We start from the raw sequence: 19135 nt of genomic DNA on the forward strand, positions 1-19135 counted from the left end.
GTTTCTACTCGCCGTTCTGTCCCCCCTCGTTTGCGTATCCATGGTGGCCGTTTATCTTATCATCGGCCGTACGGTTTAAGGCAGATGGTCACTCAGGCGAGTCACCGACGGTTGCGAACAGAAACAGGAACAATGAAATGACGGTCTCACTCGCACTCGGCGTCGACGTCTCGTCCGTCCTGCCCGGAAAGGAGACACTCCTCGAACCGAGTCAGACCGGCACGTTCGAACGCATGGTCCCGTTCACGGCTGGCGAGCGAACGACACTCTGGGTCTCGGGACCAGACCACGACGACGCTGCAGACGTGCTGCGGTCACATCCGGCAATCGCGCGCGCCGAACGCCTCGACAGCGGCGACGAGCGGTCGCTGTACGAACTCGGACTCGCGGCCGGCCTCGGCCCCGTCGCCGACGGCATCGAGCGAACCGACGCGATGGCGACCAGGGCCGAAGTCATCGACGCGACGATACGGCTCACGCTCCGGTTTCGCGGGCAGGACGAACTACAACAGTTCGTCGATACACTCCACGACGAGAACGTCCAGTTCGAAGTCACCTGGAAAGGCAACGGCGGCGTCACCGGTGACGGTGGCACCGACCCACTGACGCAAGTCCAGCGTCAGACCCTCTGGCTCGCGTACGAACGAGGGTACTTCAACATCCCGCGTGACACCTCGCTCTGCGAGCTCGCGGACGAACTGGACGTCTCGAGTCAGGCGGTCTCCGAGCGACTCCGTCGTGCCATGGGGTCGTACCTGGCGACGACGATGCTGACGGAGTGACTCCCCGACGACACTTCTACTGGTCACTGCGCCAGATACCGGCCAGTAATGGAGCCATAGTAAATTTTTAAATAATTACGGTCGACTGCGCCAGTATCGGGGGGAGAGGAGGGTATGCACGATGCAAGAGAATCAGCCACGATCCCAGACCGAGTTCTCGATGCGACTCCGGGAACTCGTCCGTACCGCACACGAAAATGACGTCGACGTCGAAGGTGGGTGGAACTGCAGATACGAATCGGACCTCCCTGACTGGGAGGTCGCTATCACTGAAGTGGTAAAACGATTCGACGAGTGACGACCAGAGCCGGTTGTCCTACTCGCTCGACGTAACTTCGCCAGCCTCGGCTTCGGGAGCCTCGTCGTCCTCGACGGAGCTAGATTCGACCCGCGTCAGCCGTGCCTTCATGATGCGGGTGTTCTCGACTTCCTCGACGGTGATGCGGATGTCGCCGTACTCTATCTCCTCGCCCTCTTCGACGAGCCGACCGGCCCGGTTGAAGATGAAGCCAGCGATGGTTTCGAACTCCTCGCCCTCCGGGAGTTCTATCTCCATCGCCTCGTTGACGACCTCGATGTTCACCTCGCCCTTGACGATGTAGGTGTCCTCGTCGATGGCCTCGATGGGCTCTTCCTCCTCGCCTTCGAGGATTTCGCCGACGATTTCCTCTATCATGTCCTCCATCGTCACCAGCCCCTCCGTGGTGCCGAACTCGTCGATGACGATGACCATGTGCATGCGGTTCTCGCGCATCTCGGCCATCAGTTCGTCGGCGTTCTTCGACTCGGGGACGTGCAGCGTCGGGTGGATGAGGTCGCTCAGCGTGATGTCCTCGGGCGCGCTCTCGCCGTAGTTCAGGTCACGGACGAGGTCGCGGATGTGGACGACGCCGATGACGTTGTCCAGACTCCCCTCGTACACCGGGATACGGGCGTGGCCCGACCGGATACACTGCTCGATTGCCTCCTCGATGGGGGCGTCCTTGGGGACGGCCTCCATGTCGAGTCGAGGGGTCATCACCTCCTTGGCGATGGTGTTGTTGAACCGGAAGATGCGCTGGAGCATCTCGTGTTCTTCCTCCTCGATGACGCCCTCGCGCTCACCGGTCTCTATCATGTCCTGAATCTCGTCACGGGTGACGTACGAGGTCTCGATGGCCGACCGACCACCCGTGACCTTGTTGACGATACGGGTCAGGTAGTCGAACAGGATGATGAGCGGGAGCAACAGGAATTCGGACCACTTGAGCGGCTTCGCGATGCGAAGTGCCCACGACTCGGTGTTCTCGACCGCGTAGCTCTTCGGTGCGGACTCGCCGAACAGGAGGACGAGCGCCGTGATACCGAACGTCGCGAAGGCGACGGCTTCGCCCTGACTGGAACCGAGTGCGACCAGTAACCCCGTCGCGATGGACGACATCGCGATGTTGACGATGTTGTTCCCGACGAGGATGGTGACCAGCAGGCGGTGCGGGTCGTCTTTCAGTTCGGCGACGGTCTCGGCCCCCGGTTTCCCGTCTTCGACGAGGGCGTCGATACGGTGCTTCGCGAGCGAGAACATCGCGATCTCCGAGGACGAGAAGAACGCCGAAAGCGCGATCAAGACACCGATGACCAGGATGCCACCGATCGCTACCACGTCCTGTGACAGCTCTCGCCCGAGAATGACTGGGGCGTCGCTCTGGAGGACCACGGCCGCAATACTAGACGATGAACCCATTCAACAGTGACCCTTGGTGGCCGCTGGGATTAACTCTTTTCTCTTTCGTTGACCAGTTTGGGAGGGATTTGACACGCTCGCGGCCTGCCGGGAGCAACAACCTTTCCGCCCTCGCTCGCGAAACCCGAGGTATGTCAGAGAGCGAACCGGGCATCACGCTCTACCGGTTGCAGGCGTGCCCCTTCTGCGAGCGAGTCGTTCGGGTGCTCGACGAGTACGACCTCGACTACGAGTCGCGGTTCGTCGAACCGATGCACTCGGACCGCAACGCCGTCAAGCGCATCTCGGGCAAACGGACCGTGCCCGCCATCGTCGACGAGCACACCGGCGTCACCATGTCCGAGAGTGCGAACATCGTCGAGTACCTTCACGGCACCTACGGCGACGGAGGTGCGAACTGATGGACCTCGGCTTCGACGTGGTCGCCCTGCCCGAGGCGGACCACGTTGCCGAAGGCGACGAGGCACCGGACTTCACCCGGCCGCTGGTGAACGAGGAGTACTGGGCCGACGCCTCGCTGTCTGACCTGACCGACGACGGCCCGGTCCTGCTCGTCTTCTACACGATGGACGGCGCGTTCCCCGCGACGTACATGTGGAACGAGATTCGCGACCGCGAGTGGGGTGGCCGCTTCGACGTGCAGGTCGTCGGCGTCTCCATCTCCGACCCGTACGCGCACAAACAACTCATCGAAGAGCGCGACATCGACTACGAGCTGTTCTCGGACCCGGCCAACGGCGTGGGGACAGCGTACGGCATCGAGAACCCGCTCGACGGGATGACGGGCATCTCGGAGCCTCGACCCGCGGTCTTCCTCGTCGACGAGGACCGGACCGTCGAGTACGCCTGGGTCGCCGAGCAGTGGCCCGACTTCCCCGACTACGACGCGGTCGAGGACGCACTCGACGCGTACTGACCGGCGTCGTCCCGACCCGCAACGTCACCGTTTTTTCTACCAGTCCCGAACTCGCCCGTATGACCGAGACTGACGTCGAACGGGCCGGACGGGCCATCCGCGATGGCGAGCTGGTGGTCTACCCGACCGAGACGGTGTACGGCCTCGGCGCGGCCGCACTCGACGCCGACGCCGTGGAACGCGTGTTCGAGGCGAAGGGACGCAGCCGCGACAAACCCGTCTCGCTGGGCGTGCCAAGTGTCGACGCCGCACTGGAGCACGTTCACGCGAGCGAACGCGAGGAGCGGTTCATGCGCGAGTTCCTGCCGGGGCCGGTCACGGTGCTGTGCGCACGCCGCGAGCACGTCCCTGACGTACTGACCGCGGGACGCGAGCGCGTCGGCATCCGGGTCCCCGACCACGACCTCGCACTCGCGCTCTACCGGGCCGCCGAGACGCCGGTGACAGCGACCAGCGCGAACGTCAGCGGGAGCCCGAGCGTCACCGACCCGGCCGACCTCGACCCCGCGTTCCTCGAACAGGTGGCGGTCACCCTCGACGGCGGCGTGACCGACGGGACCGAGAGCACCGTCGTGAACGTCGAAACGGGCGAGATTCACCGTCCCGGCGCACTCGGCGAGCGCATCGAAGCGTGGCTGGCCGAGCAGACCTGACAACGCAAGCCGAGCGGGTAACGCCCAAGGCACTCGCGCCCGTGGCCCCACGTATGGACGATTTTGACGGTCCGCGAATCGAGCACCACGACGGCTTCACGGTCGTCGGGCTCTCGACACGGGCGACCTCTGAGACCGACCTCGGCGCGCACTGGGCAGACTTCGACACCCGCCACGGAACGTATGCTGACCTCACCGACACGCAGGAGGCGTTCGGGGTCCTGTTCGACTTCGACGCCGACACCGATTCGTTCACCTACATCGCGGGCGTGAGCCCGTCGGCAGGTGTGACTGTCCCGGACAGCGTCAAGCAGGTCGAGGTCCCCGGTGGGACCTTCGCGGTGTTCACCGCCCGCCTCGACGCGGTCGGGGGACTGATGGACCGCGTCTACGACGAGTGGTTCCCGGCCGCCGACTTCGAGCGCGGCGACGGCCCCGAGTTCGAGCACTACGGCCCGGAGTTCGACCCCGCCGACCCGGGGGCGACGCTCGACGTGTACGTCCCCGTCGCGGAGTGAGCGCCGCGGGGTAAGCAGTTCGGCGACAGACACCTACAGCCCGAGCAGTGAGCGCAAGCTCCGCGTCTTCACGCCGCATTCGGTGGCGTACTCGCAGGAATCACACTTCGGACTGTTGCGCAGTCGCGGCGGCGGCCCATCGATGGCGTCGAGCGTCCGCCTCGCGCGCTGGAACGCGGCCTTCCGCCCACCGGTCATCCGGACCGCTCGTATCTCGCCCACTGCGGGGTACTCGACGAACGCCCGCGCGACCGGCTGCCCGGTCTCCCAGGCGAGAGCCTTCGCGGCTGCCACCGCCCACACGCTCTGGGGCTCCCAGATGCCGTTCTCCGGCGGTGTTCCGGGTGAGACGAGCGCCGGTTCGGGCGGGTTCGAGAGCACTTTCTGTGCGATGCCGCGGCAGTTCTGTCCCGTCAGGAACACGTCGCGGTCGGCCGGGTCACAGAGGGCGTCGAAGCGGTCGATTCGGGCACGGGTGCGGCGGAGGGTCCGGCGGTAGGTTGCAGGAGTGCGCTCGATGGGCAGGGCGCGAAGCTCGGCGTCCGTCGCGTTCAGGAGGTCTCGGTAGCGGAACGCGAGTTCTCGAATCTCGGCCACCTCGTCCGGTGGCTCTCGGTCGCCCCGTCTGGCGTAGTAGAGCTTACGCGGACAGTAGGTGGCGAGGCGGAGGTCGCTGAAGGCGAACACGGCCACTCTGGCCGCGGCTTCGTACTTAAAACGAGACGTTCGACTCGGGTTCGGCGTCCTCGGTGGCGTCTTTCAGACCGGTTTCTCTGACCTGCTCGGTCAGGTGGCCGCTGATGTCGGCGTCACCGAGGATACTCGCGAACTCGTCGCGGTAGCGGTCGTTGGCGGCACGCGACTGGTCCCGGGCCGCGACGACGTCACGGTACCGGCGGAGCGTCGACTCGCTCACACCGAGGTCCTCGGCCACCGCCGAGATGGCCTCCCCGCCCTCCAGCCGCTCGCGGAGCGTCTTCAGCTCGAACGGCGCGTCGAGGTCCGCGTCGCGAAGCAGGTGGAGGTCCATTCGCGCCCGGAAGACGGTGTGTCTCGACACGTCGAGTTCGTCGGCGAGGTCGGCATCGCTCTTCCCGGCGTGGTACAGGCGGACGAGCGTGCACAGGTCGCCGTCGTCGAGGTCCGTCCGGAAGTCGTACCGCTCGCGCAACTGTCGAACGACCGCCTCGAGACGTTCCGAGACGTCGCCGCGGTCGGTGAGCGACCCCCGTGAGGCCTCCTGTTTCTCGGTGACCGTCTCCCCGTCGGTCACGTCGATGAAGATGTCTCGGAGTTCCTCGGTCTTCTCGTCCATCGTGAGAGAGAAGGTAGGCGAGTTTTCGTATAAAAGGCTACGGTGACTGGCCCTGCCAGCCGAGCGTCCCGGCGGCCATCGTTTCAGAAATTCGAATAGAATCTGCCGACCGGCGCCACGGCACGCGATTCGAACTGGTGGGGCAGCCGATGGTTGAATTAGAAACGAGTTCTGGATTCCCGCAAGACGGGAGCGGGGTGACCCGAACCGGGTGTGACAAGATTTAAGCCCTGTACGACCGGGTGATAGACTATGACAGTTCCGCTCGCATCGGGCCAGACGCGAGAGACGTTCTGGCAGATCAGCCACGTCGAGGAGGTCGTCTTCTACTTCTTCGCGTTCGCGGCTGTGCTGGCGTTCGGCTGGGGTGTCTACCAGCGGTTCGCCCGGTACACGCAGGGGACCGAGGACTGGTTCGAACGGACCGACCAGCTCGGCAAACGCATCGCCGAGGCGGCGAAGATCGTCGCCTCGAACGAGAAACAGTTCAACCGCGACCTCTACGGCGGGTTGATGCACACGTTCATCATGTGGGGCTTTCTCACCCTGCTCATCGGGACGACCATCATCGGCATCGACATCGACCTGTGGCAGAAGGCACTCGGGAACGAGCCGTTCCTCTCCGGGGCGTTCTACCTCTCGTACTCGCTGGTGATGGACGCCATGGGCCTGCTGTTCGTCGTGGGCATCGGCATGGCCATCTACCGCCGGTACTGGGTCCGCAACAACCGACTCTGGGGTAAACACACCTCCGCCGAGGACGACCTGTTCGTCTGGACGCTGTTCCTGCTCGGCGTCGGCGGCTACATGGTCGAGGGGCTGCGTATCCTCGGCCGCGGCGGCGGCAGCGAGTCCTTCCCCAGCTTCGAGATCGTCAGCTTCGTCGGCTGGTTCACCGCCCGGGTGTTCCAGGCTATCGGCATCTCGCCCGACCTCGCCGCGGACATCTATCCCGCGATGTGGTGGAGCCACGCGCTGCTCGCGTTCGGCTTCATCGCGCTCATCCCCTACGCGAAGCCGTTCCACATGATATCCAGCTTCGCGAACGTGGTCGCCCGCGACGAGAAGGCCGGCAAGCGCCTGCCGTCCGTCCCGGCAGCCCTCGACGCCGACTCCGGTGCCGAGAGCATCGACCACTTCTCGTGGAAGGAGATACTCGACCAGGACGCCTGTACGAAGTGCGGTCGCTGTTCCTCGGTCTGTCCGGCGAAGGCCTCCGGCAGGAACCTCGACCCCCGCGACGTCATCCTCGACCTGAAGCAGTACCGCGAGAACCTCGACGCGGGCGGCGAGGAGAAGACCATCGTCGCCGACGGCGGGTCCTCCGTGATTCAGGCCGAGACGATGGAGTCCTGCATGTCCTGTATGGCCTGCATGGACGCCTGCCCGGTCGAGATCGAGCACCTCAAGAGCTTCACCCGGATGAACCGCCAGCTCACCGACATGGGCGAGATTCAGGGCCCGCTCCAGGACGTGTTCCAGAACGTCATGCAGAAGGGCAACACCTTCGGCGACCCCAACCGCAAGCGCGGCGACTGGACCGAGAAAGTCGACGTGGACGTGCCCGACGCCCGCGAGGAGGAGGTCGAGTACCTCTGGTACGTCGGTGACTACCCGAGCTTCGACGAGCGCAACAAGAAGGTCGCCCGGTCGCTCGCGACCATCCTCGACGCCGCCGACGTGAGCTTCGGTATCCTCTTCGACGACGAGAAGTACGACGGCAACGACATCCGCCGCGTCGGCGAGGAGTTCCTCTACATCGAACTCGCCGGCCACCACGTCGAATCCTTCGAAGAGTGTGACTTCGAGAAGATAATCTGTACCGACCCGCACTCCTACAACACGTTCAAGAACGAGTACCCGGAGGTCGACTTCGAGGAGTTCGCCGACGACCCGATGATGCCCTTCGAAATCGAGGGGTTCTGGAACGAGGACGGCGACGTCGAGGTGCTGCACTGGACCCAGGCCGTCGAGGAACTCGTGCCCCAGCTCGGCCTCTCTGGGACCGAACTCGACTACACCGTCACCTACCACGACCCGTGTCACCTCGGTCGCTACAACGACGAGTACGAGGCCCCGCGCGAACTAGTGAAGGCGACGGGCTGTGACCTCCACGAGATGCCGCGTAACCGCGCCAACTCCTTCTGCTGTGGCGGCGGTGGCGGCGGCCTCTGGATGGAACTCGAAGAGGAGACCAAGCCGAGCGAGGAACGCCTCCGCGAGGCACTCGAAGAGACGGAAGCGGGTGCTGGCATCGAGAAGTTCGTCGTCGCCTGCCCGATGTGCATGACGATGTACGAGGACGGCCGCAAGACCGGCGGTTTCGAGGAGGACATCGAAATCGTCGACGTGGCCGAACTCGTGGTCGAGGCCATCGGCGAGAAAGAGACGGCCGGGCTGTAAACGCGGTTTCGCTGTTTTTTCGCGGTGCTGTGCTGGCCTGCTACGTCGACCGATAGCGGAGGTAGTACGCGACACCGGCGATGGCCGGCAGGAGCACCGCGCCGACGTAGAAACCGGCTGGCACGCCCTCGGTCGTGGGCGCGTGCCTGTGGACGAAGAACACCAGTAGCCCGCCGTGGACGACGTTCACCAGCGCAATGTCAGGGGGTTCGCGCCGAAGACGACCGCACCTGTGGTCGCAAAGGAGTAGACGACAAGAATGAGCACGATACCGCGAAGCGAGTTCGTCGCGATGTCGGTGTTCTCGGCCTGCATGACGGTATTATTTCTACGAGAGGTCAGCGGACAATAGATCGACTGGCACGAATCGCACCGTCGCTGTGGATGCAGTCACCACGTCGAAAAAGGACGAACCGAACCACCGACTCCGGCGAGCCAGGAAACGAACTCACCAGTGCCGGTCTCTCAGGTACAACACGGTTGCGACGGCGGTTCCCACACCGAGAACCGTCGCGACCGGGAGTCCAACTACCATCGTGGTGCGCGTCCCACTGGCGACCACGACGAGAAGCCCGAAGACGAGGACGCCCGCCAGCAGCCCGACCGTCAGTATCGAGACGGGTCGAGCACTGGCCCGCGTCCGCGTGGCCATCTCAGGCCGTGAGTTCTTCCGCTTCGTCTTCGAGTTCGATTTCGGCGGACTCGTCCTCGCCGCCGACGAGTCTGCGGGCGATGGTGGCGGCTGCAATCGAGACGACCACACTGAGCACGGCGAGCTTTACCGCACGCCCGGCTCCCGAACTCGACGCATCCGACGCTGTCTCGACGTCGCGCTCGACCTCGACCGGGATGTCGACGCCCTCGCCGCCGCCGATCTTCGCGCCATCCATCCGGATCTCGAACAATGTGAGCTTCTCGAATACCATACTAATCAGTACGCCGATAAAGTATATAGTCGTTGTGCGACACGTGCTATCTCTGTCGAGGAGAGTACGAGACGTAGGTTCTCGGCGATATATCAGTCCACCCCCTTCGACAGAAAGGAGAACGACCCCTCAGCGAAAGGACACAGTCAGGTGTCCCGGTCCTGCCAGCTATCGAAGCCGTCCCACTCGTCGGAGAGCAGGCCGAAGTAGCGCATCCCGAGGTACTCGCCGTCCTTGAACTCCGATTCTCTGAGCGTTCCCTCGTGGGTGAACCCGAGTTTCTCCCAGATGCCGGCGGAGGCGTCGTTCGTCGTCAGCACGCGTGCCAGCACCCGGTGGAGTCGACGCTGGCCGAAGGCGTGGTCGACCACGAGCGCGGCGGCCTCCGTCCCGTAGCCGTTCCCGTGGTACTCGGGTGCGAGCCAGATGCCGATTTCCGCCTTTCCCCGCCGGTCGTCGATGTCGAACAGGATGACCATGCCGGCCGGGTCGTCGTCGTCGACGCAGATGAGGAGGTTCACGCTGTCGTCGTTCGAGACGTTCTCCTCGAAGTGGTGGCGTGTCGACGCCATCGGTGCGGGGTGGGCCATCGTCATCCCGAGGCGCACGCGCCTGTCGTTGATGTGCTCGTTGACGAAGTCGAGGTCTTCCTCCTCGACGGTCCGGAGGGTCACGTCGTCGCCGTCGAGGTACAGCGCACCCGGCATTCAGCCGTCCTCCGTGCGCCACTCGTCTTCGAGGATGCTGTACAGGTGGGTGTCGACGTACTCGCCGTCGACGAACTTCGCGTCGCGCATGACGCCCTCTTCGGTGAAGCCGAGCGACTCCAGCAGGGCACGCGAACCGTCGTTCCAGGTGAGCGTACGCGCCCGGATGCGGTGGATGCGGCGCTGGCCGAAGGTGTGCTCGAGGACGAGCGAGACCGCCTCGGACATGTAGCCCTCGCCGTGGGCCGGTGGCGTCATCCAGTACGCGATTTCGAAGTCACCGGCGACCTCGTCTCGCGGCCAGCAGAAGATGACACCGACGGGTTCGACCGGCTGCTCGTCGTCTTCGCCGTCGGCGATGTACTCCTGGTTGAAACCGGTCTGTTCGCCCTCGACGCAGACGAGCAGCGAGAAGCCGGGGCCGTCGTCGTCGCCATCGGGCATGTGCTCGCGTTGCTGTTCGAGGTTCGTCGGCCCGGTCATCGTCATCGGCCGGCGGATTCGCGGGTCGTTGCTGTGGTCGCGGAGGAACTCGGCGTCGTCCTCCTCGACCGTTCGGAGTGTCACGGTCTCGCCGTGCAGGAACGGGGAACCAGGCATAGGCGAGTCTGTGTCAGCGAATACAAAAGGCCTTCTGGGAGTGTGTCGGTCCGTGACACAGGGTACGACGACCCGGGGTGACCGACTACAAGAAGCCGAGTTCGATGACGCCCAGCGTCAACAGCGCGAGGATGACTTCGAACGAGAGCGTCCCGAGCGCCGAGAGCGCGACGAAGTGACTGTCTTTCATTTCGGAGAGCCCGGCCGGGACCGTGAGCATCCCGCGCGTGAACAGGAGCGAGTTGCTCACCGGGACCGCGAACAGTCCCCACTTGCCGAACCAGCCCTCGAATCGGTCGAGCTGTGAGTCACTGATGCGGAACCAGGGGCGTTCGAGCAGGCGTTCGCGACCCCAGCGTTTCGCGAGCAGGAACAGGAGGTACTGGCCGATGGTCGCTCCGACCACGGACGTGCCGATGATGAGCGCGTACACCGGGAGCGTGTTCGGCGCGATGTCGGTCTCGACGGCGAGGCCGATGGCGACCGGGACCAGCGACTCGCTGGGGGCGAAGTAGAGCAACATCGCCCCTTCGAGGATGAAGATGGCGAACAGGGCGGCGAGCCAGTAGCGTTCGAGCAGTACCTCGAAGAAGGCCGCGTCGCGGTTCAGGAACAGCCAGACGCCGACGACCGCGAAGAAGCCGAACAACACGAACACGCCGTAGTCGAGCGCGAGACGCCGCGTCGAGGAACGGACTTCGTCGGAGAACACCGACGCCAGACCGAGTGGCACGAGTGCCGCGAGCACGACGAGTGAGAGGGGCAATGTAGCGGCGACCGTCATCGTTCCACAGGTCCGTCCCGTGGGTGATAGGTTTTCCGTCATCGGCCATCGCGAGCGACGGGACTTTGGGCCGACCCGTCGAACCCGATGACATGGACCTGACCGACCGACCACGTCGCCTGCGCGAGGACGGTATCCGTGGGCTCGTCAGCGAGACGAGCCTCTCTCCCAGTGACTTCATCGCTCCCGTCTTCGTCGACGCGACCACGGATACCAGGGTGCCAATCGAGTCGATGCCGGGCCACGACCGCGTCCCCATCGACGACGCAGTCGCCCGCGTCGAGGAGGTACTGGAGACGGGCGTCGAGGCAGTCATGCTGTTCGGTATCCCCGAGGAGAAAGACGAGCGCGGCTCCCGCGCCTGGGCCGCGAGTGGGGTCGTGCAGGAGGCGACTCGCCGCGTCACCGAGCAGACCGACGCGTACGTCGTCACCGACGTCTGCCTCTGTGAGTACACCGACCACGGCCACTGCGGCGTCCTCGAAGAGCACGCCCAGGCAGAGCCCGACCTCACCGTCGACAACGACGAGACGCTCCCCCTGCTCGGGAACATCGCGGTTTCGCACGCCCGCGCGGGAGCGGACATGGTCGCCCCCTCCGGGATGATGGACGGGATGGTCGAGGCCATCCGCGAGGCGCTGGACGAGGACGGCCACGAGAACGTCCCCATCATGAGCTACGCGGCGAAGTTCGAGTCCGCCTTCTACGGCCCGTTCCGGGACGCGGCCGACGGCGCGCCCGCCTTCGGCAACCGGCGGCACTACCAGATGGACCCTGCGAACCGCCGCGAGGCGATGCGGGAAGTCCAACTGGATGTCGAGCAGGGCGCAGACGTGCTGATGGTCAAACCCGCCCTGCCCTACCTCGACATCGTCGCGGACGTGCGCCGTGAGTTCGACCACCCCGTCGCTGCCTACAACGTCTCCGGCGAGTACGCGATGCTCCACGCCGCCGCCGAGAAGGGCTGGCTCGACCTCGACGAGGTCGCCCACGAGTCGCTCCTCTCCATCAAGCGCGCCGGCGCGGACCTCATCCTGACGTACTTCGCCGAGGACGTCGCCGACCAGCTGTAGGGTCGGTACACGTCAGGTAGCGGCACGGGACACGCGAGTAGCGGCAAGGCGCACACGGGTAGCGGCAACCTGCGCGGTTTCCACGTGCGTGCAAGATTTGCCGACCAGGTAATCGCAAGAGGGCAGCGACCCGGTGGTGAGAGACCACACCTCATGGGACGGACGGACGGCGTACCCACATGGTTCATCATTGTGGACAACCGTCCGGGAAGTGCGTGGACAGACACCCACTTTCTGGACACTAAACAACCTTATACAGACTTGATTCGATTTTAGTTTGGACATACGCCCATTAGGTTGCGAAATTTTGGACATTCGTCAACGCCAACTACTAAATAGTAATCCCTCTACGCCATCGACCGGAGAAAACAGTCACAAACATGGTCGAAATAGATGAAAACGTGGACGGTCGTATGGGTATTTTGGGTTCCGGTAGCGGATTCGACGGGGTGAACTGCTGATGTTGCCTCTGCAGGCGGATGCGGCGGCCATCGCGAACAGCATCAACTACGTGTGGATTCTCGTGGTGTCGTTCCTCATCTTCTTCATGCAGCCGGGCTTCGCGCTGCTGGAGGCGGGGCAGGTCCGCGCGAAGAACGTGGGTAACGTCCTGATGAAGAACATGACCGACTGGGGCCTGGGGGTCCTGGTCTACTTCATCGTGGGGGCGGGGGTCGCCGGCATCGTCGGCGCGCTCACGTCCTCGGGTCCGGTCGACGTGATGGCCGCGTTCTCCTACATCGGTGAACCCGGCGCGACCGGGTGGATCGACTGGGTGTTCGGCGCGGTGTTCGCCATGACGGCGGCCACCATCGTCTCCGGGGCAGTCGCAGAACGCATGGACTTCCGTGCGTACGTGGTCTTCGCCGGAGTCATCACCGGCATCATCTACCCGGTCGTCCAGGGCCTGACCTGGTCCGGCGGCCTGCTCGCCGGTTCGGGTTACCTCGGGAGCGCACTCGGCGTCGGCTACCTCGACTTCGCCGGCGCGACCGTCGTCCACATGGTCGGCGGCATCGCGGGCCTCGTCGCCGCGAAGATGGTCGGCCCGCGCAAGGGTCGCTTCGACGAGGACGGTAACAGCCAGCCCATCCCGGGCCACTCGATGCTGCTTGCCGTGCTCGGCACGCTCATCCTCGCGTTCGGCTGGTACGGCTTCAACGTCGGCACGCAGGCGACGGTCCTCGCCGCTGCCGACGACGGCTCGCTGACCTTCATGGGCGCTGCACTCGGACGCGTCGTGCTCGTCACCACCCTCGGCATGGGTGCCGGCGCGGTGGCCGCGATGCTCGTCTCGACGTTCTGGCAGGGCAAGCCCGACCCGCTCTGGATGGCGAACGGCCTGCTGGCCGGCCTCGTGGCGGTCACGGGCGCGGTCCCGCACGTCACCTGGTGGGGTGGCCTCATCCTCGGTGCGCTCGGCGGCGCAATCGTGCTCCCCGCGTACCGCTGGACGGTCGACTCGCTGAAGATCGACGACGTGTGTGGCGTCTTCGCGGTCCACGGTGCGGCCGGCGCGCTGGGGACGGTCCTCATCCCCGTGTTCGGTGCGTCCAGCTCCGGCACGGCGATTCTCGGTGACGGCTACGCCTTCATGGGCGGGACCCAGCTCGTCATGCAGGTCCTCGGCGTCGCTATCATCGCGCTGTGGACGGTCGCGGCGACCGCGGTCACGTTCAAGGCGCTCGACGCGGTGTTCGGACTCCGCGTCTCCGAAGAGGAGGAAGTCGCCGGCCTCGACGCTGGCGAACACGGCATCTCGACGTACCCCGAGTTCGTCGGCGACACCGGCCCAGACTCCGCCCGCGCCACGCTGAGCACGGACGGCGGCGTCCGCACCGACGGTGGCGCCGTCGCGGAATCCGGAGGTGAGACCGATGACTGATGCGGTCGACACCGACATCAAGATGGTCGTCGCTATCATCCGGCCCGACCGCCTGACCGACGTCAAGCGGGCACTGGCCGAGACGGGCGCGCCGTCACTGACCGTGACGGACGTCTCCGGTCGTGGCTCCCAGCCCGCCAAGAAGAGTCAGTGGCGTGGCGAAGAGTACGTCGTCGACCTCCACCAGAAGGTCAAAGTCGAGTGCGTCGTCGCCGACATCCCGGCTGAGGACGTCGTCGACGCCATCTCGGAGGCCGCACACACTGGTGAGAAGGGCGACGGCAAGATATTCGTCCTTCCCGTCGAGGGCGCCTACCAGGTCCGCACCGGGAAGGAGGGGGTGGAAGCAGTCTAGGCAGCGACTGGCAGCAGGTGCCGCCCTCCCTGTGCCACTCCGATTCCGACGTCGGTCCCTGAACGTTCGCAGGCAACGCACCGCGGCCAGCGCGCGACATGGTGTCTGGCTCCGGTGCATCCCTCCATTCTGACACGACAAACGTAGTGTTCTGTGGCAACATTTGTGCAATCAGTGGCAACAATACAACCTTAAACAACCCTTATCCGATTATAATTTGGACACTCGAATTATTACGGGAGAAAAATTAGACACTTGCAGTGCGCACCTTTATGTGATGAAGCACCGTGAGGATTTAACCGAAGTGAGCATGACGATATTCACGAAACACAGCCACTCGGTGAACGAACGTCCAGCAAGTATCGACTCGACGTCGGAGGGAGCAGTATGGTACTGACCCCCCTCCAGGCCGACGTCGCCACCCTCGTCGAGGGTATCAACCTCATGTGGGTGCTCGTCGTCACCTTCCTCATCTTCTTCATGCACGCCGGCTTCGCCATGCTGGAGGCCGGGCAGGTGCGCTCGAAGAACGTCGCCAACCAGCTGACGAAGAACATGCTGACCTGGAGCGTCGGCGTGATGTTGTACTTCGCGCTGGGTGCGGGTATCTCGACGCTCGTCGGTGCCGCGACTGGCCCCGACCCGGTGAACGTTGGTGAGGCGTTCAGCTACATCAACGGCGGCTCGGCCGGCTGGGTCAGCTGGCTGTTCGGCGCGGTGTTCGCCATGACGGCGGCAACCATCGTCTCCGGCGCGGTCGCCGGTCGCGCCAAGCTCCGGGCCTACGTCGGCTACACCATCCTCCTCGCGGGCGTCATCTACCCCGTCGTGGTCGGGTTCACGTGGGGCGGCGGCATCCTCGACCAGCTCGGCTTCCACGACTTCGCGGGCGGCATGATCGTCCACGGCATGGGCGGCGTCGCCGGCCTCACCGCCGCGTGGGTCATCGGCCCGCGCATCGACCGCTACAATTCGGACGGCAGCACGAACGTCATCCCGGGGCACTCCCTGACGTTCGCCGTCCTCGGCACGCTCATCCTCGCGTTCGGCTGGTACGGCTTCAACGTCGGCACCGCCGCGACGGTGTTCTCGCAGGAACAGGCCGATGCCGGCACCATCGCCCTCGGCGCGTTCGATTACGTCGGGCGTGTCGCACTCGTGACCACCCTCGGCATGACCTCGGGGGCCATCGGTGCGGCGGCCATCTCGCTGTACAAGACCCAGAAGGTCGATACGCTGTACGTCGCGAACGGCCTGCTCGCCGGCCTCGTCGGCATCACGGGCATCGCAGACGCCATCGTCTGGCCCGGTGCCATCGCCGTCGGCCTCCTGGCCGGGGCACAGCTCCCCATCGTCTTCGAGTTCGTCGAGAAACGCCTCAAGATAGACGACGTGTGTGCGGTCTTCCCGGTCCACGGTTCGGCCGGTATCCTCGGCGCGCTCGCGTTCCCGCTGGTCGCGGTCCCCGGTGCGGAAGCCAGCTTCGTCGCCCAGATCGCGGGCGTCGTGCTCATCGTCGGCTGGACCGTCCTCGCGACGGCCCTCGTCTTCGGCGGTGCCAAGGCACTCGGCCAGGCCCGCGTCTCCGAGTCCCACGAGCGCGAGGGCCTCGACGTCAGCGAACACGGCGTCGACACCTACCCCGAGTTCGGCCAGCCCGACGTCGTGACCGACGGCGGCCTCGACGTCTACCGCGCAGACGGCGGCCGCCCCAACGCGGGCGCCATCAAGATGGTCGTCGCGTACATCCGCCCGGACAAACTCGGTGACGTCAAGAAGTCACTCGCGGCCGCCGGCGCGCCGTCGCTGACCGTGACGAACGTCTCCGGCCGCGGTTCCCAGCCCGCGAAGAAGGGCCAGTGGCGCGGCGAGGAGTACGTCGTCGACCTCCACCAGAAGGTGAAAATAGAGACCGTCGTCGCCGACATCCCGGCCGACGACGTAGTCGACGCCATCGCGGATGCGGCCCACACGGGCGAGAAGGGTGACGGGAAAATCTTCGTCATGCCGGTCGACGACGCCTACCAGGTCCGCACCGGCAACCGCGGCCCGGACGCGGTCTGAAGCCTACCCGCCGGGACTCACGGTCCGGACGCCGCCGAACCACCCCTACTTTGCTCTTACGGCCAGAGACGGGCTAGAAACCTGCTATTCGGCCAGTGCGTTTTTTATGATATGCCGCGCTTCTCCTACCGAGACAATGGCAGGGGGGCCGAAACCAATCGTCGAGAGTGCCATCATGGAGGCCACACGCGAGGCGCTGGCCGAGGAGGGGTACCACGAACTCTCGTTCGAGTCGGTCGCAGCGGGGTGTGAACACGACCGGAGTACACTCGACCACTACTACGACGACACCACCCATCTGGTGGCCTCGTTCCTGGAGTACGAGAGCGACCGGTTCACGGAGTTCGTCATGGTCGCACCCGAGCAGCCACACCTGCGCCTGCGAGTCCTGCTGGAGACGCTCGTCGGCCTCGACGCGCTCGACGCCGACGGCCTGCTCGAGCCCTACCTCGAACTGTACGTCCACGCGCTGCGCGACGAGCGCATCCGGGCGAGCCTCGACAGCCTGCAGTCGGTGATGTACGACGCGCTGGTCGAGACCATCGAACGCGGCGTCGACGACGGGACGTTCGCACCGGTCGACCCCAACCTCGCCGCCTCGGCCATCTTCTCGGTCCACGAGGCGGCCCTCCGGCAGGAGGCGCTCGGGAACGACTCGACCCGTCTCCGCGACGCCCTCGACCACTTCGTGCTCTGTGACCTCCGGACCGCGTAGGAAGCTTCTCGCGGCCTGTCAGTACGGAAACGGGAGAGAGAAGACGCTTGTAGCTACGTGTGGTATTTGTTCACACAGATGTTCAGCAACAGGAGAGACGCGGGCGAGCGGCTCGTCGAGGTCATCGACGACTGCGACCTCGAGGACGAAATCGACCTCGTCGTCGCCGTCCCGCGTGGGGGCGTGCCGATCGGGCGCATCGTCGCCGACGAACTGGGGGTGCCACTCGACATCGTCGCTGCGAAGAAACTCGGTGCACCCGGGAACGCAGAACTCGCCATCGGCGCGGTCGCCGCCGACGGCAGCATGTGGCGCAACGAACCGCTCATCGGCCGCCTCGGCGTGTCCGAATCGTACATCGACGAAGAGCGCGAGCGCGTGGCCCAGTTGGCCCGAGAGAAGGCGGACCACTACCGTCTCGATGGTCCCGAGACCGTGGCCGGGAAACGAGTCATGGTGGTGGACGACGGCGTGGCGACCGGCGCGACCATGTTCGCCTGCGTCGAGTCGTTACAGAACGCCGACGCCGCGTCGGTGACCGTCGCCGTCCCCGTCGGACCACCGAACACCATCGAGCAGATTCGGCGGATCGCAGACGACGTCGTGGTGGTCGCGTCGCCACCGCACTTCACCGCGGTCGGCCAGTTCTACGACCACTTCGAGCAGGTCTCGGACGACGAAGCTATGACGATGCTTCACGGAGAGCGCCGCGGAGCGCCCGGCGCTTGACCAGGGCGAAGCCCGCACAGATGACGAGGAACCCGGTCACGGTTCCCGCCGAGACCGCCTCGTCCAGCAGGGCCCACCCGACGAGCGCGGCGAACACCGGGGCGACGTACCCGACGAGGTTTATCTCCACGGGGCCGAGCCGGTCGAGCAGCGCGAAGTACAGGAGATAGCCGACGGCACCCGCCGCGAGAACGAGGTAGCCGAACGCGACCGCGACGCGGGGGGTGACGGCGACAGTCTGTGCTTCGCCGGCGAGGAGGCTCCCGACGTGCAAGAGCGGGCCGCCGACGAGCATCATCCAGCCCTGGCGAGCGGCGACACCGAGGGCGGGACTCTCGCGCCGGAGACCCACGGCGGCGAGTGCGAACGCGACCGCGGACGCGAGGAGGAGCGCGACCCCGAGCGGGTCCGGGGCGTCGACCGCCGTCGGGCCGGGAACGGCGAGGATGGTGGTGCCGACGAGGCCGAGACAGACGCCGGCGATTCTGGACGGTGTCGGGCGGGCGGTGTCGAGGAACGCGGCTGCGAACCCGACGCTCCAGATGGGGACGGTCGCGAGCACGACCGCGCCGACCGCGCCCGAGACCCGAGCCTGACCGACGAACAACAGCCCGTTGTGGACGGCGACGATGCCGACACCACCCACCAGGATACTCCGGGCGTCCCGCGTGCTCGGCCAGATGCGCTGGCCGCGACCGAGCGCGTACGCGAGGACGACGATACCGATGGCGTCGAACCGGAGCGCGGCCATGAGCAGCGGCTCGACGCCGGCTTTCGCGGCGCGAATCGCTGGATACGACGCGCCCCACAGTGCAGCGAGCGCGACGAAACCGAACAGGTTCTCGTGACGCGTCACGATTCGACCGACGAGAGGCCCCGAAATAGCACTTGTGTGGTGGCAACGCTCAACATGGTTCTGGCCACGGCTGTCATCCTCTCCAGTTCTCATGCCCTGGGACCGGCGCGACAGTGAGTCAACCCTTTTAGGAC

At 65.3% G+C, this 19135-nt stretch carries 23 protein-coding genes; 12 read left to right on the forward strand and 11 right to left on the reverse strand.

The window, feature by feature from the left end; translation table 11 throughout:
• The first annotated feature begins 137 nt into the window (after positions 1 to 137).
• Positions 138 to 782: a helix-turn-helix domain-containing protein gene (locus ACSC1R_RS04375; RefSeq protein ID WP_439027856.1), complete on the forward strand. Its 645-nt coding sequence runs from the start codon at positions 138 to 140 to the stop codon at positions 780 to 782.
• A 316-nt stretch (positions 783 to 1098) separates the two neighbouring features.
• Here ACSC1R_RS04375 and ACSC1R_RS04380 read toward each other — a convergent pair whose 3' ends face one another.
• A complete protein-coding gene (locus ACSC1R_RS04380; protein WP_439027857.1) occupies positions 1099 to 2502 on the reverse strand; it encodes a hemolysin family protein in 1404 nt (467 codons plus the stop codon).
• Between the two features lie 131 nt (positions 2503 to 2633).
• On the opposite strand from ACSC1R_RS04380, the gene ACSC1R_RS04385 reads away from it, so the two are divergent.
• The 4 genes from ACSC1R_RS04385 to ACSC1R_RS04400 are packed head-to-tail and all read left to right on the forward strand — an operon-like array spanning position 2634 to position 4589.
• Positions 2634 to 2903, forward strand: a complete 270-nt coding sequence (locus ACSC1R_RS04385; RefSeq protein ID WP_439027858.1) for a glutaredoxin family protein — start codon at positions 2634 to 2636, stop codon at positions 2901 to 2903.
• Positions 2903 to 3418 (forward strand): redoxin domain-containing protein, encoded by a 516-nt coding sequence (locus ACSC1R_RS04390; protein WP_439027859.1) that lies wholly within the window; start codon positions 2903 to 2905, stop codon positions 3416 to 3418. Before ACSC1R_RS04385 ends, ACSC1R_RS04390 begins: the two co-directional genes overlap by 1 nt.
• Before the next feature lie 59 nt (positions 3419 to 3477).
• Complete coding sequence (locus tag ACSC1R_RS04395) at positions 3478 to 4071, forward strand: L-threonylcarbamoyladenylate synthase (RefSeq protein ID WP_439027860.1); 594 nt, start codon at positions 3478 to 3480, stop codon at positions 4069 to 4071.
• A gap of 53 nt (positions 4072 to 4124) precedes the next feature.
• The gene (locus ACSC1R_RS04400) at positions 4125 to 4589 is read left to right on the forward strand and encodes a GyrI-like domain-containing protein (protein WP_439027861.1); all 465 of its coding nucleotides are present in this window, start codon (positions 4125 to 4127) and stop codon (positions 4587 to 4589) included.
• 33 nt (positions 4590 to 4622) lie between these two features.
• On the opposite strand, the gene ACSC1R_RS04405 is transcribed toward ACSC1R_RS04400, so the two are convergent.
• Positions 4623 to 5276: a CRISPR-associated protein Cas4 gene (locus ACSC1R_RS04405; RefSeq protein WP_439027862.1), complete on the reverse strand. Its 654-nt coding sequence runs from the start codon at positions 5274 to 5276 to the stop codon at positions 4623 to 4625.
• 25 nt (positions 5277 to 5301) lie between these two features.
• Positions 5302 to 5904, reverse strand: coding sequence for a transposase (locus ACSC1R_RS04410; RefSeq protein WP_439027863.1), 603 nt, complete (start codon positions 5902 to 5904; stop codon positions 5302 to 5304).
• Between the two features lie 252 nt (positions 5905 to 6156).
• On the opposite strand from ACSC1R_RS04410, the gene ACSC1R_RS04415 reads away from it, so the two are divergent.
• Entirely contained in the window at positions 6157 to 8307 is a 2151-nt protein-coding gene (locus ACSC1R_RS04415) for a heterodisulfide reductase-related iron-sulfur binding cluster (protein WP_439027864.1), read from the forward strand.
• 40 nt (positions 8308 to 8347) lie between these two features.
• Here ACSC1R_RS04415 and ACSC1R_RS04420 read toward each other — a convergent pair whose 3' ends face one another.
• The 7 genes from ACSC1R_RS04420 to ACSC1R_RS04450 all read right to left on the reverse strand — a co-directional run bounded on the left by ACSC1R_RS04420 (position 8348) and on the right by ACSC1R_RS04450 (position 11324).
• Positions 8348 to 8497: a hypothetical protein gene (locus tag ACSC1R_RS04420; RefSeq protein ID WP_439027865.1), complete on the reverse strand. Its 150-nt coding sequence runs from the start codon at positions 8495 to 8497 to the stop codon at positions 8348 to 8350.
• Positions 8494 to 8622, reverse strand: coding sequence for a hypothetical protein (locus ACSC1R_RS04425; RefSeq protein WP_439027866.1), 129 nt, complete (start codon positions 8620 to 8622; stop codon positions 8494 to 8496). Before ACSC1R_RS04425 ends, ACSC1R_RS04420 begins: the two co-directional genes overlap by 4 nt.
• Before the next feature lie 133 nt (positions 8623 to 8755).
• Complete coding sequence (locus tag ACSC1R_RS04430; RefSeq protein ID WP_439027867.1) at positions 8756 to 8959, reverse strand: hypothetical protein; 204 nt, start codon at positions 8957 to 8959, stop codon at positions 8756 to 8758.
• A 1-nt stretch (position 8960) separates the two neighbouring features.
• Positions 8961 to 9233, reverse strand: a complete 273-nt coding sequence (locus ACSC1R_RS04435) for a hypothetical protein (protein ID WP_439027868.1) — start codon at positions 9231 to 9233, stop codon at positions 8961 to 8963.
• Positions 9234 to 9379: 146 nt separating this feature from the next.
• A complete protein-coding gene (locus tag ACSC1R_RS04440; protein WP_439027869.1) occupies positions 9380 to 9940 on the reverse strand; it encodes a GNAT family N-acetyltransferase in 561 nt (186 codons plus the stop codon).
• Positions 9941 to 10540 (reverse strand): GNAT family N-acetyltransferase, encoded by a 600-nt coding sequence (locus ACSC1R_RS04445; RefSeq protein WP_439027870.1) that lies wholly within the window; start codon positions 10538 to 10540, stop codon positions 9941 to 9943.
• Positions 10541 to 10625: 85 nt separating this feature from the next.
• Positions 10626 to 11324 (reverse strand): DedA family protein, encoded by a 699-nt coding sequence (locus ACSC1R_RS04450; RefSeq protein WP_439027871.1) that lies wholly within the window; start codon positions 11322 to 11324, stop codon positions 10626 to 10628.
• Positions 11325 to 11416: 92 nt separating this feature from the next.
• Between ACSC1R_RS04450 and hemB the strand changes: the two genes are divergently transcribed.
• From hemB to ACSC1R_RS04480, 6 genes are all read left to right on the forward strand, one after another.
• Entirely contained in the window at positions 11417 to 12397 is a 981-nt protein-coding gene (hemB, locus tag ACSC1R_RS04455) for a porphobilinogen synthase (protein WP_439027872.1), read from the forward strand.
• Between the two features lie 460 nt (positions 12398 to 12857).
• A complete protein-coding gene (locus ACSC1R_RS04460) occupies positions 12858 to 14282 on the forward strand; it encodes an ammonium transporter (RefSeq protein ID WP_439027873.1) in 1425 nt (474 codons plus the stop codon).
• Positions 14275 to 14637, forward strand: a complete 363-nt coding sequence (locus ACSC1R_RS04465; RefSeq protein WP_261648965.1) for a P-II family nitrogen regulator — start codon at positions 14275 to 14277, stop codon at positions 14635 to 14637. Before ACSC1R_RS04460 ends, ACSC1R_RS04465 begins: the two co-directional genes overlap by 8 nt.
• A gap of 387 nt (positions 14638 to 15024) precedes the next feature.
• Positions 15025 to 16701, forward strand: a complete 1677-nt coding sequence (locus ACSC1R_RS04470) for an ammonium transporter (protein WP_439027874.1) — start codon at positions 15025 to 15027, stop codon at positions 16699 to 16701.
• Positions 16702 to 16837: 136 nt separating this feature from the next.
• A complete protein-coding gene (locus ACSC1R_RS04475) occupies positions 16838 to 17416 on the forward strand; it encodes a TetR/AcrR family transcriptional regulator (protein WP_439027875.1) in 579 nt (192 codons plus the stop codon).
• Between the two features lie 78 nt (positions 17417 to 17494).
• Positions 17495 to 18145, forward strand: a complete 651-nt coding sequence (locus ACSC1R_RS04480) for a phosphoribosyltransferase (RefSeq protein WP_439027876.1) — start codon at positions 17495 to 17497, stop codon at positions 18143 to 18145.
• Here the strand turns inward: ACSC1R_RS04480 and ACSC1R_RS04485 are convergent.
• The gene (locus tag ACSC1R_RS04485) at positions 18099 to 19001 is read right to left on the reverse strand and encodes a DMT family transporter (RefSeq protein ID WP_439027877.1); all 903 of its coding nucleotides are present in this window, start codon (positions 18999 to 19001) and stop codon (positions 18099 to 18101) included. The genes ACSC1R_RS04480 and ACSC1R_RS04485 overlap by 47 nt on opposite strands.
• Positions 19002 to 19135: the final 134 nt, after the last annotated feature.

The organism is Haloarchaeobius ordinarius (genome assembly GCF_051801355.1).
Lineage (GTDB): Archaea > Halobacteriota > Halobacteria > Halobacteriales > Natrialbaceae > Haloarchaeobius.